Consider the following 14590-nt stretch of genomic DNA (forward strand, 5'->3'; position numbering starts at 1 on the left):
CCATGATTTTCAAAAGGCTCCGCTGGAGCGTCAAAAATAAGGCTTCCGTCAGCTTTCGCCGTTCACGCTCAAGATGATGAAAACGTGTGGATCGTGCTTAACGCATCGTTAGCAAGCGATGGTGTGGTGTGGTCCCGGGCGCCCTGGCGCCGATTTCGCGTTGTTTGGGAGTTAACACATGGCGGTAACGGCAATGAGTCTCGCGCAGGATGAACAGAACCGGACGGCCCATCCCTTCGATCTCGTGCATCTGTCGCGCCAGACCATGGGCGACCGCGAGCTGGAGCACGAGGTTCTGGCCCTGTTCGAACGCCAGGCGAGCCATATCGGCGGCAAGCTCGTGACGCTCGAATCGGGCGCCGACCATGTCGTGCGCGCCGATCTCGCCCACAAGCTCAAGGGCTCCGCGCGGGCCGTCGGCGCCTTCGCCGTCGCCAAGGCGGCCGAGAATTACGAGCACAGCGCCCGCGCCGGCCTCTTTCGCGCCATGGATTCCCGCCAGTTGCAGGAGGCGCTCGCCGAGGCGCTCGGCGCGCTGCGCGACCTCAACGGCTGATGGTCTCCGCCGCGCGAAAAATTTTTCGCGCCCGGTTTGAACCTTTTTGCGCGACGCCGCGACCCCTGGACGTTCCGGGCGAATGAGCCGGAACGCCGGGGAGCCTTCCTCCTCCGGCAAGCCAGCCTGAAGGAGCGCGTCATGTCCAATCTTCGCACCATCGCTTTCGCCGCCGGCCTGTCCCTCGCCGCCGCCGGCGCCGTGCTTTCGCCCTCGAGCGCCCTGGCCTGGGGCGGCGGCGGCCACTGGGGCGGCCACGGCGGCGGTCACGGGGGTCACCATGGCGGCGGCCACTGGGGTGGCCACGGCGGCTGGGGTCATCATGGCGGTTGGGGCCATCATGGCGGCTGGGGCCATCGCTGGGGTTACGGGCCGCGTTTCGTCTACGGCGGCGGCTGCTTCCTCAAGCGCTACGTCAATGGTTGGGGCGAAATCGTCGTCCGCCGCGTCTGCTATTGAGGGGCGCCTTCTTCCTTGTTTCACGCGGTGGAAGGGGGCGCGAAGGATGGGGCGCCGCGATCGAACTCGCGAAACCAACGGTCCGATCCAACGCCAGGGCCCCCCTCACCCCAACCCTCTCCCCGCATGCGGGGAGAGGGAGTCATATCCGTGGCGTCTTGCAGGGGCGGCTCAAGACAGGAATGCGCGCAGCCGCGCCGCAAAACCCTTCGCGTCTTCCACGCAGGAGAGATGGGCGGCGTTCAGCCGCGCCAGCCGGGCGCCGGTGAGCGACGCCAGGTCTTCCCCCATGGGTGGCGGCGTCGAGCCGTCGGCTTCGCCAACGATCACCAAAATCTCTTTTTTCGCCGCGCCGGGCAGTTTTTCGCGGAAATCCGCGTCGCGGAGCGCCGCGCAGCAGCCGGAATAGCCGCCGGCGTCGCAGCCGTCGAGCAGGTCCGAAATTTTCGCCGCGACCTCTGGATGCGCTGCACAAAAGCCTTCGCTGAGCCAGCGCGGCAGGATCGCCGGCCTCAGCGCCTTCACGCCGCTCTCCGCCACCGCCGCGATCCGGGCGTTCCAGGCGTCGGTGTCGGGCAGGTGCGCCGCCGTGTTGGCGAGCACAAGCTTTTCCAACCGCTGCGGCGCATGGAGCAGAAGCCATTGCCCGATGAGGCCGCCCATCGACAGGCCGCAGACATGCGCGCGCGCGATCGCCAGCGCGTCCAGCAGCGCCAAAAAATCGCCGCCGAGCTCGTCAAGCGTGTAGGGGCCGGGCGGCTTCCAGCTCGCGCCATGGCCGCGCGCGTCAAAAGCCAGAATTTGGAAGCGGTCGGCGAGCAGTGTGGAAACCTCGGTCCAGACGCTCAAATCCGCGCCGAGCGGGTGGGCGAGGACCAGGACCGGCGCATCCTCCGGGCCGGACAGAACAAAATTGATCTCGGCCGGGCCGATTTGCAGGCGGCTCATCAACAAAACCTCAGAACAGTTTCAGCGCGCGAAAACTGGCGTGGCCGTTGCGGCCGATGATCAGGTGATCGTGGACGTTCACCCCGAGCGGCTTCGCCACGCTGACGATGGTTTCCGTCATCATGATGTCGGCTTGCGACGGCGTGGGGTCGCCCGAAGGGTGGTTGTGGACCAGGATCAGCGCGCTGGCGTTCAGCTCCAGCGCCCGGCGCACGATCTCGCGGGGATAGACGGGGGTGTGGTCCACCGTGCCGCGCCCGGCGACCTCGTCGGCGAGCAGGCCGTTCTTCTTGTCGAGGAACAGCACGCGGAATTCCTCGGTTTCCAGATAGGCCATGGCCGAGCGGCAATAGTCGAGCACCTGGGCGAACGAGCCCAGCGTGAGCTTTTTCTTCATGCTCTCGCGCGACAGGCGCAGCGCGGCGGCCTCGACGATCTTCAGTTCGGCGACCACGGAGTCGCCGACATAATCGACTTCCTTGAGCCGGGCCGGGGCGGCGGCGATCACTTCGGCGAACGAGCCGAATTTTTGCAGCAGCATTTTGGCGATCGGCTTGACGTCGCGCCGGGGAATGGCGCGAAACAGCAGCAGCTCCAGCAGTTCATAGTCGGGCAGGGCGTCGGCGCCGCCCTGGAGAAAACGCTCCCTCAGGCGCTCGCGATGGCCGGCGTTCAGATTTTCTGGCGCCGGTGCTTCGTTCATCCCGCCGCCCCCGCATAGGGCGGACAATGCAGGCCTTTTGGCGAAGCCGTAAAAATTTCGCAGCCATGGGCGGTGACGCCGATCGCGTGTTCGAATTGCGCCGAAAGCGAGCGGTCGCGGGTGACCGCGGTCCAGCCGTCGCCCAGCACTTTGACCGGCGCCTTGCCGAGATTGATCATCGGCTCGATGGTGAAGAACATGCCCTCGCGCAGCACCGCGCCCTGGCCCTTGTGGCCGTAATGCAGGATGTTCGGCTCGTCGTGGAACAGTTTTCCGAGGCCGTGGCCGCAGAATTCCTTGACGATGGAACAGCGTTCGGCTTCCGCGAACGTCTGGATGGCGAAGCCGATGTCGCCGGTGGTGGCGCCGGGCTTGACCACCGCAATGCCGCGCATCAGCGCTTCGTAGGTGACCTCGATCAGCCGCTGCGCCCGGCGCGGAACCTCGCCGATGCAATACATGCGGCTGGAATCGCCGTGCCAGCCGTCGAGAATGTAGGTGACGTCGATGTTGACGATGTCGCCCTCGCGCATCGGCTTGTCGTCGGGGATGCCGTGGCAGACCACATGGTTGATCGACGTGCAGATCGCCTTGCGATAGCCGCGATAGTCGAGCGGCGCGCAAAAGGCGCCGTGGTCCATGCCGAACTCGAACGCAAGCTTGTCCAGGGCGGCGGTGGTGACGCCGGGCTTGGCGGCGTCGGTCATGAGATCGAGGGCTTCGGCGGCCAGGCGTCCCGCCTTGCGCATGCCTTCAAACCCTTCCGGGCCGTGCAGCCGGATTTGGCCGCTCTTGCGACGCGGTTCCGCGTCGGCTTCGATAAAGTTCATCTTAGCTTCTTCCAGCCAATCGGCCGCACAGGTTCATTCAGGTCCAGATTTAGACGTTTTACCGGAGCGCGCAAGGCCGCGCGCATTTTGCGCGCCGCGCTCGCGCTTGGAACTCCGTGGGGCCGCTGCTACAAGGACAACATGTCCCGTGCGTCGAAAAACGATTTTTCGCCTTTTGGCGCGCATCGGCCGCGCGGCTTGATCCGACGGCTGCTCGATTACACCTGCAATGCCGGAACCCACTGGCTGGCGCAGCGCAGCGCCCTGGTCGCGCGCGGATTCGGTCTGCGGCGGCTGCGCGCCGCGCCCGTGGACGTCACCGTCGAGCCGATCGCCGCGCGCATGCGGCTCTATCCCTTCAACGACGCCTGCGAAAAGCGCCTGCTGTTCACGCCGCAATACGCCGACCGCGACGAGCGCGCTTTTGTCGCCGCGCAGATTCGCTCCGAAATGACGTTCATGGACATTGGCGCGGGCTGCGGCGCCACAAGTCTGTTTGTCGCCCTGCGGGCCGGGCCGGGCGCGAAAATCCTCGCCGTCGAGCCGCAGCCGACGCTTTACGAGCGCATGGTCTTCAACCTGCGCCAGAACGACGCCCCCTCGATCAAAGCCCTCAATTGCGCCGTCGCCGATTCGGAAGGTGACGCGGTTCTGTTCTTCAACCCCTACGACCTCTCCGAAAGCTCGATTCGCATGGTCAGCGTCGAGGGCGGCGGCGGTCAGGCCCGCGTCGCCGTCAAATCGCTGGCGACGCTGGCCCGCGACGAAGGGTTTGGGTCCATCGATCTGTTAAAACTCGACATCGAGGGCGCCGAGGATTTGGCGCTGGAGCCGTTCCTGACCCAGGAGCCACAGGATTTGTGGCCGCGCGCGCTGATCCTGGCGTTTTCGCCGGGCAAGTGGGACGCCGACCTGCGCGGGTTGCTCGATTCGCGCGGCTATCGCCGCATCGCGCGCAGCCGCTCCTATCTGTTCTACCAGCGAGATTGAGCCATGAGCGAACATGTCACCGCCGCTGTGCTTGTGATCGGCGACGAAATTCTGTCGGGGCGCACCAAGGATACGAATAGCGGCTATATCGCCCATTTCCTTGCGCAAATCGGCGTCGACCTGCGCGAAATCCGCGTGGTCGGCGACGTAGAGGAGGAGATCGTCGCGGCGGTGAACGCTTTGCGGGCGAAATATGCGTATGTTTTTACCACCGGCGGCATCGGGCCGACCCACGACGATATTACCGCCGACGCCGTGGCCAAGGCTTTTGGAGTCGAGATTTTCGAGGATCCGCGCGCCATTGCGCTTCTGCTGGAGCGGATCAAGCCGGAGGATTTGAACGCCGCGCGCAGGCGCATGGCGCGCATTCCCCACGGCGCCGAGTTGGTGGATAATCCGGTGTCGCGGGCGCCGGGGTTTTGGATCGGCAATGTCATCGTGATGGCCGGCGTGCCTTTTATTATGCAGGCCATGCTCGACGGCGTCGCGCCCAAAATTTCGCGGGGAACGCCGATGATTTCGGCCACGCTCGACGCCCATGGCCTGCCCGAGGGGGCCTATGGCGAGGGGCTCGCGGGGTTGGCGAAAAAGCATCCGAGCGTGTCGATCGGGTCTTACCCGCGCTTGCAGGATGGGCGTTTTGTGAACCAGGTGGTGTTGCGCTGCAAGGAGTCTGACGCCTTGGCGGCGGCGGAGGCGGATGTGGCGGCGCTGCTCGAGGAAACGGCGCAGCGGCATCGGCTTTGAGCGCGGGAACGGCTTTTTTTTTCAGTTTTTTTCGCCTTCAGCGCCGTCGTTGCGAGCGGAGCGAAGCAATCCACCTTGCGCGCGAACCGCGGCATGGATTGCTTCGCTCCGCTCGCAATGACGGTGGAATGATCGAGGCGAAACATCGAGGTTGGGCGCGACACGTTCAGCGCTGGAGGAAACCGTGCAGCGGCAACGGTTGAAGGGCGCCGCCGGGCGGGCCGAGAAAGGTTCGATTTAACGCCAGAGTCCCCCTCACCCCAACCCTCCCCCCGCGCGCGGGGGGAGAGGGAGTGGCGCCTCGCGAGCTTTTTGCGTGGTCGTCAAACAAAAAGGGCGGCCTTTCGGCCGCCCTTTCCGTGCAGTCTGAAAAATCAGACCGAATAGTACATGTCGTATTCGACCGGATGCGGGGTCATGTCGGTGCGATAGACTTCCTGCATCTTCAGCTCGATGTAGCTGTCGATGAAGTCGTCGTTGAACACGTCGCCCGCCTTGAGGAACGCGCGGTCCTTGTCGAGGTTTTCCAGAGCCTGGCGTAAGCTCCCGCACACGGTCGGGATCTTCTTCAGCTCACGCGGCGGCAGATCGTACAGATCCTTGTCCATCGCGGCGCCCGGATCGATCTTGTTGACGATGCCGTCGAGGCCGGCCATCAGCATGGCCGCGAAGGCCAGATACGGATTGGCGGTCGGATCGGGGAAGCGAACTTCCACGCGCTTGGCCTTCGGGTTGTTCGACCACGGAATACGGCAGGACGCCGAACGGTTGCGGGCGGAATAGGCCAGCAGAACCGGGGCCTCGAAGCCGGGGACCAGACGCTTGTAGGAGTTGGTCGACGGATTCGTGAAGGCGTTCAGAGCCTTGGCGTGACGGATGATGCCGCCGATGTAGTACAGGCATTCCTGCGAGAGGTCGGCATACTTGTCGCCAGCCATGGTCGGCTTGCCGTTCTTCCAGATCGACTGGTGGACGTGCATGCCCGAGCCGTTGTCGCCGTAGATCGGCTTCGGCATGAAGGTCGCGGTCTTGCCGTACGAGTTCGCGACCTGATGGATCGCGTACTTGTAGATCTGCATGTGGTCGGCCATCGTGGTCAGCGTGCCGAACTTGAGGCCGAGCTCATGCTGGGCGGAGGCCACTTCGTGGTGGTGCTTCTCGACCTTGCAGCCCATGGCCGCCATGGCCGCCAGCATCTCGCCGCGCATGTCCTGGCAGGAATCGACCGGCGGAACCGGGAAATAGCCGCCCTTGGTGCGGACGCGGTGGCCGAGGTTGCCGCCCTCGTAGGGGGTGTCGGAGTTGGTCGGCAGTTCCGTGTGGTCGAGGACAAAACCCGTGTTGTAGGGGTCGGCCTTGAAGCGGACGTCGTCGAAGACGAAGAATTCGGCTTCCGGGCCAAAGAAGGCGGTGTCGCCGATGCCGGAGGACTTCAGATAGGCTTCGGCCTTCTTGGCGATGCCGCGCGGATCGCGGTTGTAGGGCTCGCCGGTCATCGGCTCGAGCACGTCGCAGGTGATCGACATGGTCGAGGCGGAGAAGAAGGGGTCGACGAAGGCGGTGGCCGGATCGGGCATCAGCTTCATGTCGGATTCGTTGATCGCCTTCCAGCCGGCGATCGAGGAGCCGTCGAACATCTGGCCTTCGGCGAAGAAGTCCTCGTCGACCATGGAGATGTCGAAGGTGACGTGCTGCCACTTGCCCTTCGGATCGGTAAAGCGGAGGTCGACATACTTGATGTCTTCGTCCTTGATTTTCTTCAGAACGTCCTTGGCAGTCGTCATAATGCGCCTCTTGTAAAGATGACGTTTTGGGGGAGGTTAAGGATCAGACGGCGTCCACGCCGGTCTCGCCGGTGCGGATGCGGATTGCGCCTTCGATGTTGGAAATGAAGATCTTGCCGTCGCCAATTCGGCCTGTTTGCGCCGCCTTGCGGATCGCCTCGACGGCGCGCTCCACGGCTTCGTCGGCCAGGACGAGCTCGATCTTCACCTTGGGGAGAAAGTCCACGACATATTCGGCGCCGCGATACAGCTCCGTATGGCCCTTCTGGCGTCCAAACCCCTTGGCCTCGGTGACCGTGATGCCATGAAGTCCGGCTTCCTGAAGCGCCTCCTTCACCTCGTCGAGCTTGAAAGGCTTGATGATCGCTTCGACTTTTTTCATTCCCGGGGGCTTCTCCCTGTCAAACGCGGGTTTTTACAGATCCCGCGCGGAACCCGAGCGTCATAGCACTGCAATGCTTGGCTTGCCAGCGCGGCAGGGAGTGATTTTTTCGCAAATTGCCGTGAGAATAAGCAAAACTGTCTAAATCCTGTGCAAATGACGAAAGGTCGCACAACTTGCGGAGAAAGGCGGCGTCGCCGCCGCTTTCCTCCGTTTTGGCGTCACGCGGGGCCGATCGCGACCGGCCGGTTGGACGCCTGTCCCCATTCCGACCAGGAGCCGTCATAGACCGGCGCGATGTCGTGGCCGGCGTTGGCGAGCGCAAAGGACAAAATTGAGGCACTGACGCCGGAGCCGCAGGTGGTGAGCACGGGTTTGGCCGTGTTCACGCCGGCCTTGGCGAAGGCCGCCTCCAGTTCGGCGGGAGGGCGCAGCCGTCCGTCTTGCACCAGTTCGGCCCAGGGCAGGTTGCGGGAGCGCGGGATATGGCCGGAGCGCAGGCCGGGGCGCGGCTCGATTTCGTCGCCCTGGAAGCGGGCGACGGAGCGGGCGTCGACGATCTGCGCGGCGCCGCTGTTGGAGGCCGCGAGCATGTCGATCGTCGAGGCGATCAGCCGGTGGTCGATTCGGGGGGTGAAATGGCGCGACTGCGGCCGGGCCGGGCCGTCCTCCACGGGCCGGTTTTCCGCGAGCCATTTGGGCAGGCCGCCGTCCAGGATCACCACGTCGCGCACGCCGAAGACTCGAAAAGTCCACCAGACGCGCGGCGCGGAAAACAGGCCGACGGAATCATAGACGACGATCTTCATGCCGTCGCCGATGCCGAGTTTTCGCACCGCGGCGGAAAAGGCAATGGCGTCGGGCAGCATGTGCGGCAGGTTGGTGGTCGTGTCGGCGATGGCGTCGATGTCGAAATGCACGGCGTGCGGGATGTGCTGGGCCAAAAATTCCTCGGCGCCATTGCGTCCCGTCGCCGGCAGATGCCAGGAGGCGTCGACGATGGCGAGGCCCGGCGAGCCCAGATGCTTCGCCAGCCAATCCGTGGAAACCAGATATGTCTCGTTCAAACCCGTCATGCGCCTCTCCATTGGAGCGCACAAATTAGCGCAACGGCGGGCGGATAAAACCCCGCAGAAAGACGCGGGGGGTTTTGTTGGGGCGGTGGTTGCGGCGGTATGGTTATGGTCTGTCTTGTGCGGTGGCGAGGGGACGATTTGCGCGGAAATGCAATTCTGGGTTGAGGCTGGACTGCGAAAAAGTGATCGAAATCGTGCGTTTTTCTGCATTTTCGTGGAAAAACCGCGCAAAAAACGTCGGTTTTCGCGCTGACAACCCGGAGGTTGCGGCGCGAGGGGCGCGGAGGCGGAGGCGATGAGAACGAATTTATAGACGCGAGATCAGGAATTTACGACGATATGTTCCACGTGGAACATATCGGGAACAAAAATTTGCCTTTTGTCAAGCCCGGCAGGTTCGTTTTCACTTTTCACTGTCGCGCGCTTTTTGGCCTGCGTTTTCCGGCATGGCCAGGCCCGGCGTCACCGCGCCGCGCACGACCGGCTTGTCCACGCCGCATCTGAAAACCCTTGCGCTTTCGTCGGCGATCTGGCGCGCCAGTTCGTTGGCGTCGGCATTGGCGCGCGCGTCCACATAGCCGATGTGGCAGCTTGGACCGCCGAGGCGCGACACCACCAGCACCCGGCCGGAGGGCGTGAACGGTCCCGTCGCCTTGTCGATGTCGGCCTGGGTGGCGACGTTCCAGCGCAGGATGGTCGCGATGGGGCGGCCGCCCGCGAGCCGCCACTCGACCTTGCCCTTATAAACGTCGTTGGTCGCGGGGAAGGTTTGCCACGCGCCCGCCTTGCCGTCGGAAAAAGCCACCGACATTTTTTGGTCGCCGGCGCTCAGGATCACCTTAAAACCTGCGGAGCCGGGGCAGGTCCACGTCCCGTACTCCTCGGGGGCGTCGCCCTTCGCATGGCGGCATGTGGCGGAGTCGAATTCGGTGTAGGCGCTGGAGGTCTGCGCGCTCGCGGGCGTGGTGAGGGCAAGCAGGGCGGCGGTCAGATGAAATCGCTTCATGGCGAGCTCCCTGGGCGGGGACAGGAACGCATTGCGCGCATCGACGCGTCAAGCCGTCGGCGCCTCTGGCGCGCCATGCGATCCAGTCCCCTTATCCCTCAGCCTCGGCCGCGATAGCTTGGGACGCCCGGGTCCGGCAGCCACAGGCCTTTCGGCGGTTCGCCGGTCTGCCAAAACACGTCGATCGGCATGCCGCCGCGCGGATACCAGTAGCCGCCGATGCGCAGCCAGCGCGGTTTTAGGGCGGCCACCAGATCCTTGGCGATGCGGATGGTGCAGTCCTCGTGGAAGGCGCCGTGGTTGCGGAACGAGGTCAGGTAAAATTTGAGCGACTTCGATTCGACCAGATATTGGTCGGGCGCATAGTCGATCACCAGATGGGCGAAATCCGGCTGACCCGTCACCGGGCAGAGCGAGGTGAATTCCGGCTGGACGAAGCGGGCGAGATAGACGACGTCCGGGTGCGGGTTGGGCACGCGGTCGAGTTCGGCCTCCTCCGGGCTTTTCGGCGCCTGCGCCTGTTTGCCGAGCAGGTCGGCGCCGTCATGTGTGTGAACCATCAACAAAACCTCTTTGCGCCGCATTTAGGCGGACCGCCGCCGCATCGCAAGGATTTTGGCGGACTGCGGCGCTCCGCCTCTTTTTAATTGCGCGCAATTCGCCTATGACGCGCGCAATGCCAACGCCAGGGGAAACACTATGACCGAGATCATCGACATCGCCGCTCGCGAAATTCTGGACTCGCGCGGAAATCCCACGGTCGAAGTCGACGTGACCCTGGATGACGGCTCGTTCGGCCGCGCCGCCGTGCCCTCGGGCGCCTCGACCGGCGCCCATGAGGCCGTCGAACTGCGCGACGGCGACAAGGCCCGCTATCTCGGCAAGGGCGTGCTCAAGGCGGTGGAATCCGTCAATGGCGAGATTTTCGACGCCGTTTCCGGCCTCGACGCCGAGGACCAGGTCGGCATCGACACCGCCATGATCGAACTCGACGGCACGCCCAACAAGGCGCGTCTCGGCGCCAACGCCATTCTGGGCGTTTCGCTCGCGGTGGCCAAGGCCGCCGCCGACGCCTCCGGCCTGCCGCTTTACCGCTACGTCGGCGGGACCCAGGCGCGCGTGCTGCCGACCCCGATGATGAACATCATCAATGGCGGCGTTCACGCCGACAATCCCATCGACTTCCAGGAATTCATGATCCTGCCGGTCGGCGCGGAGTCGATCCGGGAAGCGGTGCGCTGGGGCGCGGAAGTGTTTCATGGCCTGAAGTCGGCGCTGAAGAAGGCCGGCCATAACACCAATGTCGGCGACGAGGGCGGTTTCGCCCCCAACCTGCCTTCCGCCGAAGCGGCGCTGGATTTCGTCATGAAGGCGATCGAGGCCGCCGGCTTCAAGCCCGGCCAGGACATCGCGCTCGGCCTCGATTGCGCCTCCACCGAGTTCTTCAAGAATGGCGCCTATCATTATGAAGGCGAGGGCAAGGTGCGCTCCATTCAGGAGCAGGCCGAATATCTAAAGAAACTCTGCGACGCCTATCCGATCGTCACCATCGAGGACGGCAATTCGGAAGACGATTGGGAGGGTTGGAAGATCACCACCGATCTGATCGGCAAGTCGGTGCAACTCGTCGGCGACGATTTGTTTGTCACCAACACCGCGCGCCTGAAGGACGGCATCAAGAAGGGCGTCGCCAATTCCATTCTGATCAAGGTCAACCAGATCGGCTCGCTCACCGAGACCCTGGCCGCCGTCGACATGGCCCAGCGCGCCGGCTACACCGCCGTGATGTCGCACCGCTCGGGCGAAACGGAGGATTCGACCATCGCCGATCTCTCCGTCGCCACCAACTGCGGCCAGATCAAGACGGGATCGCTCGCCCGCTCCGACCGGTTGGCCAAGTACAACCAGCTGATCCGCATCGAGGAGGAGCTGGGCAAGCAGGCGGTTTACGCCGGCCGCGCCGCTCTGAAGGCGCTGGCCTGAGAATGTGCGGCGGCGCCTTCGGGCGCCGCTCGCATTTCAGAAGCCGAACAGATTTCGGACCAGCGCGCCCGCCTGATTGTGATAGGCGCCAAGGGCGAGCAGGGCCAAGCCGAGCACGAACATGCTCGCGACGAAGCTCACGTCGTTCTTCTGGTCCCTGTGTCTGACTTCACGAACGACCGAACCGCGGCGGGGGCCGGGCGGGGCCTTTTTTTCGACGGAAAATCCCAGACTGGACATGGCGGGCTCCCATTGAGGAACTGTTTCTTGGGGGAAATGTCTCGCGACGAGACAGCCGCCCCCGGTTCGCCCAGGGAGGTTCAACTTCGGCGCCGCCGGGAAATCATCAACCGTTAACCGCCGCCTAACCAAAACGCGCGATGATGCGCCATGGTTGTCCGCACGCGTCTCGCCGCCATTCTCATTCCGCTGGCCTTCTACGCCTTCTCCGGCGCGGTGGGCTCGTATTTCTTTTGGCAGGCCGCGCGCGGCCAGCGCGGGCTCGAGGCCGATCAGGCGACACGCCGGGAAATGGCCGAGATCGAAGCGAAGCTGAAGACGGTGCGCGCGGAAGAGGGCTATTGGCGCAACCGAATCTCCTTGCTGCGCGGCCCGGAAATCGACCGCGACCTGCTCGACGAACGCGCCCGCACTCTGCTCAACCACGTCGGCAAGAACGATCTGATGATCTTCCTGCCTTCGGTCAGCGCCGAAACGACCGGTTCGACGACTCGGCGCTGAGGCGCCCTCTCGCATTTCCCAGCGCTTCTGCTACGCTTTCCAACGGAATCGTCCGGGGCAGACGCCGCTTCAGCAACGGGAGGCGAAATGGCGACGCAAAGTCTGGCGGATTTTAGCTCCTGCGATCTGCTGGCGAGCTTTCGCGCCATGCTGCTCATTCGCCGCTTCGAGGAACGGGCCGGGCAGATGTTCGCCATGGGCCTGATCGGCGGCTTTTGTCATCTGTGCGTCGGCCAGGAGGCGGTCGCCGTCGGATTGCGGCAGGCGGCGCGGATCGGCGACCAGTTCATCGCCTCCTATCGCATGCACGGCCACCTGCTCGCCAGCGGCGCTGACCCGCGCGCGGTGATGGCGGAGCTGGTCGGGCGCCGCTACGGCATTTCGCGCGGCAAGGGCGGCTCCATGCACATGTTCGCGCCCGGGCGCGATTTCTTTGGCGGACAGGGGATTACGGGCGCGCAGGCGCCGATCGGAACCGGTCTCGCCTTCGCCAACGCCTATCGCGGCGACGGCAAGGTTTGCGTCGCCCTGATCGGCGACGGCGCCGCCGACCAGGGCCAGCTCACTGAGAGTTTTGTCATGGCCGAGCGCTGGAGCCTGCCCATCGTCTATGTGATCGAGAACAACCTGCCGCAGTTCGAGCGCCCGGCGCTGGCCCAGCGCGGCGCGTCCTTCAACATTCCCGGCGAGTCGGTCGATGGCATGTGTCTGACCTCGGTGCGCGAGGCCGCCGCGAGGGCGCTCGGCTGGGCGCGCGCCGGCAATGGTCCCACGCTGCTGGAAATGCGCATCGAGCGCTTTCGCGGCCATGCCGCCGCCGAGCAGAGACGCAAGCACGGGGAACGCGATCCCGTGGAGCGGCTGCGCGCGGCGATCCTGGCGGCGGGCTTCGCCCAGGAGGCGGACCTGCGGCATGTGGATGCGGAGATCCGCGCGCGGGTCGCCGAGATCGCCGACCAGGCGGTGAGTTGCGACGAGCCGGAAGATTCCGAGCTCTTGACCGACATTCTGCTCTAGAGACCGGCCATGACCACGCATGTGCTGATGCCCGCCCTCTCGCCCGAAATCAAACAGGGGAAGCTCGTCCGCTGGCTGAAGCGCGAGGGCGAGTTCATCGAGGCCGGCGACATCCTGGCGGAAGTCGAGACGGAAAAGGCGACGATTGAAGTCGAAGCCGCCGAATCCGGCGTGCTCGCGCGCATTCTCGCGCCCGAGGGGGAAAATGTCGCGGTGAACGCGCCCATCGCCGCCATCCAGTCGGCGCCGGAGCCGGCGCCCGTCGCGCCAGAGCCTCCGCAAGCGAGGCCCGCGCCGCCGCCGCTCCAGCCCGCGGTCGCGCCAAAACCCTGCGCCGCGCCAACATCCGGCGGCACGCCAAAATCGGCGCCGGCGTCCGCGCCGGCCCGCATCACCGTTCGCGAGGCGCTGCGGCAGGCGCTGGCCGAGGAAATGCGCCGCGACGCGCGCGTTTTTCTGCTCGGCGAGGACATCGGCCAGCACCAGGGCACGTTCAAGGTCACCCAGGGCCTGTTGCAGGAATTCGGCCCGCGCCGCGTGGTCGACGCCCCCATCGTCGAGCACGGTTTCGCGGGCCTGGGGGTAGGCGCGGCCTTCGCGGGCTTAAGGCCGGTGATCGAGTTCATGACCTTCAATTTCGCCCTGCAGGCGCTGGACCATATCGTCAACTCGGCGGCCAAAACCCTGTATATGTCGGGCGGCGCGCTGAACTGTCCGATCGTGTTTCGCGGCCCGAACGGCGCGCGCGCCCGCGCCGGCGCGCAGCACGCGCAGGATTTTTCCGCCTGGTTCGCCCATGTGCCTGGCCTGAAAGTGGTCGCGCCCTATACCGCTTCGGACGCCAAGGGTTTGCTCAAGGCCGCGATCCGCGACCCCAATCCGGTGGTTTTTTTGGAACACGAGCAGCTTTACGGCGAGCAATTCGACGCGCCCTCCGAGGAGGACGCGCTGGTGGAGATCGGCGTCGCCGCCATCGCGCGGCCAGGAACCGATGCGACCGTCGTTTCCTTCTCGCGCGGCGTCGCCCTGGCCTTGAGGGCGGCGGAACTCATGGCGGGGCAGGGCGTCAATGTCGAAGTGATCGACCTGCGCACGTTGCGGCCCCTCGACATGGATTGCGTGACCGCCTCCGTGGTAAGGACCGGGCGCTGCGTGGTGGTCGAGGAGGGCTGGCCGCAGGGCGGCGTCGGCGCCGAGATTTCGGCGCGGCTGATGGAGGACGCCTTCGAGCGGCTGCGGGCTCCGGTGCTGCGCGTCACCGCCAAGGATGTGCCCGCGCCTTATGCCGCCAACCTGGAGAAATTGGCGCTGCCACAGGTCGGCGACGTGGTGGCGGCGCTGAAATCAGTCCTTGGTCTTTGAACGTCT

At 64.9% G+C, this 14590-nt stretch carries 17 protein-coding genes; 8 read left to right on the plus strand and 9 right to left on the minus strand.

All coding sequences use genetic code 11. The features are described from left to right. Positions 1-178 precede the first annotated feature (178 nt). Together GJ654_RS04710 and GJ654_RS04715 are read left to right on the plus strand one after the other, a co-directional pair. The gene (locus GJ654_RS04710; protein ID WP_246664605.1) at positions 179-556 is read left to right on the plus strand and encodes an Hpt domain-containing protein; all 378 of its coding nucleotides are present in this window, start codon (positions 179-181) and stop codon (positions 554-556) included. 141 nt (positions 557-697) lie between these two features. Beyond that, entirely contained in the window at positions 698-1015 is a 318-nt protein-coding gene (locus tag GJ654_RS04715; protein WP_155444960.1) for a sulfur globule protein precursor, read from the plus strand. 171 nt (positions 1016-1186) lie between these two features. Here GJ654_RS04715 and pcaD read toward each other — a convergent pair whose 3' ends face one another. The 3 genes from pcaD to map are packed head-to-tail and all read right to left on the minus strand — an operon-like array spanning position 1187 to position 3496. Continuing rightward, positions 1187-1963 carry a 3-oxoadipate enol-lactonase gene (pcaD, locus tag GJ654_RS04720; RefSeq protein ID WP_155444961.1) on the minus strand — a complete coding sequence of 259 codons (777 nt, stop codon included), beginning with the start codon at positions 1961-1963 and terminating at the stop codon, positions 1187-1189. A 10-nt stretch (positions 1964-1973) separates the two neighbouring features. Further along, positions 1974-2666 carry a RadC family protein gene (gene radC, locus GJ654_RS04725; protein WP_155444962.1) on the minus strand — a complete coding sequence of 231 codons (693 nt, stop codon included), beginning with the start codon at positions 2664-2666 and terminating at the stop codon, positions 1974-1976. Then, positions 2663-3496: a type I methionyl aminopeptidase gene (map, locus tag GJ654_RS04730; RefSeq protein WP_155444963.1), complete on the minus strand. Its 834-nt coding sequence runs from the start codon at positions 3494-3496 to the stop codon at positions 2663-2665. The genes radC and map overlap by 4 nt, the downstream gene beginning before the upstream one ends. A 141-nt stretch (positions 3497-3637) precedes the next feature. Here map and GJ654_RS04735 point away from each other — a divergent pair, with 141 nt between their 5' ends. Both GJ654_RS04735 and GJ654_RS04740 read left to right on the plus strand, forming a co-directional pair. Then, positions 3638-4486 carry an FkbM family methyltransferase gene (locus GJ654_RS04735; protein WP_155444964.1) on the plus strand — a complete coding sequence of 283 codons (849 nt, stop codon included), beginning with the start codon at positions 3638-3640 and terminating at the stop codon, positions 4484-4486. Between the two features lie 3 nt (positions 4487-4489). Beyond that, positions 4490-5233 (plus strand): competence/damage-inducible protein A, encoded by a 744-nt coding sequence (locus tag GJ654_RS04740; protein ID WP_155444965.1) that lies wholly within the window; start codon positions 4490-4492, stop codon positions 5231-5233. A 374-nt stretch (positions 5234-5607) separates the two neighbouring features. Here the strand turns inward: GJ654_RS04740 and glnA are convergent, their stop codons facing one another. The 5 genes from glnA to queF all read right to left on the minus strand — a co-directional run bounded on the left by glnA (position 5608) and on the right by queF (position 10041). Continuing rightward, the gene (gene glnA / locus GJ654_RS04745; protein WP_155444966.1) at positions 5608-7017 is read right to left on the minus strand and encodes a type I glutamate--ammonia ligase; all 1410 of its coding nucleotides are present in this window, start codon (positions 7015-7017) and stop codon (positions 5608-5610) included. 43 nt (positions 7018-7060) lie between these two features. After that, positions 7061-7399 carry a P-II family nitrogen regulator gene (locus tag GJ654_RS04750; RefSeq protein WP_088518832.1) on the minus strand — a complete coding sequence of 113 codons (339 nt, stop codon included), beginning with the start codon at positions 7397-7399 and terminating at the stop codon, positions 7061-7063. A 221-nt stretch (positions 7400-7620) separates the two neighbouring features. Then, positions 7621-8475, minus strand: a complete 855-nt coding sequence (gene sseA / locus GJ654_RS04755) for a 3-mercaptopyruvate sulfurtransferase (protein ID WP_155444967.1) — start codon at positions 8473-8475, stop codon at positions 7621-7623. 403 nt (positions 8476-8878) lie between these two features. Further along, entirely contained in the window at positions 8879-9481 is a 603-nt protein-coding gene (locus tag GJ654_RS04760) for a hypothetical protein (protein ID WP_155444968.1), read from the minus strand. Positions 9482-9579: 98 nt separating this feature from the next. Continuing rightward, a complete protein-coding gene (gene queF, locus GJ654_RS04765; RefSeq protein ID WP_155444969.1) occupies positions 9580-10041 on the minus strand; it encodes a preQ(1) synthase in 462 nt (153 codons plus the stop codon). A gap of 139 nt (positions 10042-10180) precedes the next feature. On the opposite strand from queF, the gene eno reads away from it, so the two are divergent. Beyond that, on the plus strand, positions 10181-11464 hold the full coding sequence (gene eno / locus GJ654_RS04770; RefSeq protein ID WP_155444970.1) for a phosphopyruvate hydratase: 1284 nt from the start codon (positions 10181-10183) through the stop codon (positions 11462-11464). Positions 11465-11500: 36 nt separating this feature from the next. Here eno and GJ654_RS04775 read toward each other — a convergent pair whose 3' ends face one another. Continuing rightward, positions 11501-11704, minus strand: a complete 204-nt coding sequence (locus GJ654_RS04775; protein WP_155444971.1) for a hypothetical protein — start codon at positions 11702-11704, stop codon at positions 11501-11503. Positions 11705-11854: 150 nt separating this feature from the next. Between GJ654_RS04775 and GJ654_RS04780 the strand changes: the two genes are divergently transcribed. The 3 genes from GJ654_RS04780 to GJ654_RS04790 all read left to right on the plus strand — a co-directional run bounded on the left by GJ654_RS04780 (position 11855) and on the right by GJ654_RS04790 (position 14584). Then, the gene (locus tag GJ654_RS04780; protein ID WP_155444972.1) at positions 11855-12205 is read left to right on the plus strand and encodes an FtsB family cell division protein; all 351 of its coding nucleotides are present in this window, start codon (positions 11855-11857) and stop codon (positions 12203-12205) included. Positions 12206-12292: 87 nt separating this feature from the next. Then, entirely contained in the window at positions 12293-13222 is a 930-nt protein-coding gene (locus GJ654_RS04785) for a thiamine pyrophosphate-dependent enzyme (RefSeq protein WP_155444973.1), read from the plus strand. Positions 13223-13231: 9 nt separating this feature from the next. After that, positions 13232-14584 (plus strand): pyruvate dehydrogenase complex E1 component subunit beta, encoded by a 1353-nt coding sequence (locus GJ654_RS04790; RefSeq protein WP_155444974.1) that lies wholly within the window; start codon positions 13232-13234, stop codon positions 14582-14584. Positions 14585-14590 lie beyond the last annotated feature (6 nt).

The sequence above is a fragment of the Rhodoblastus acidophilus genome, assembly GCF_009720655.1.
Lineage (GTDB): Bacteria > Pseudomonadota > Alphaproteobacteria > Rhizobiales > Beijerinckiaceae > Rhodoblastus > Rhodoblastus acidophilus_A.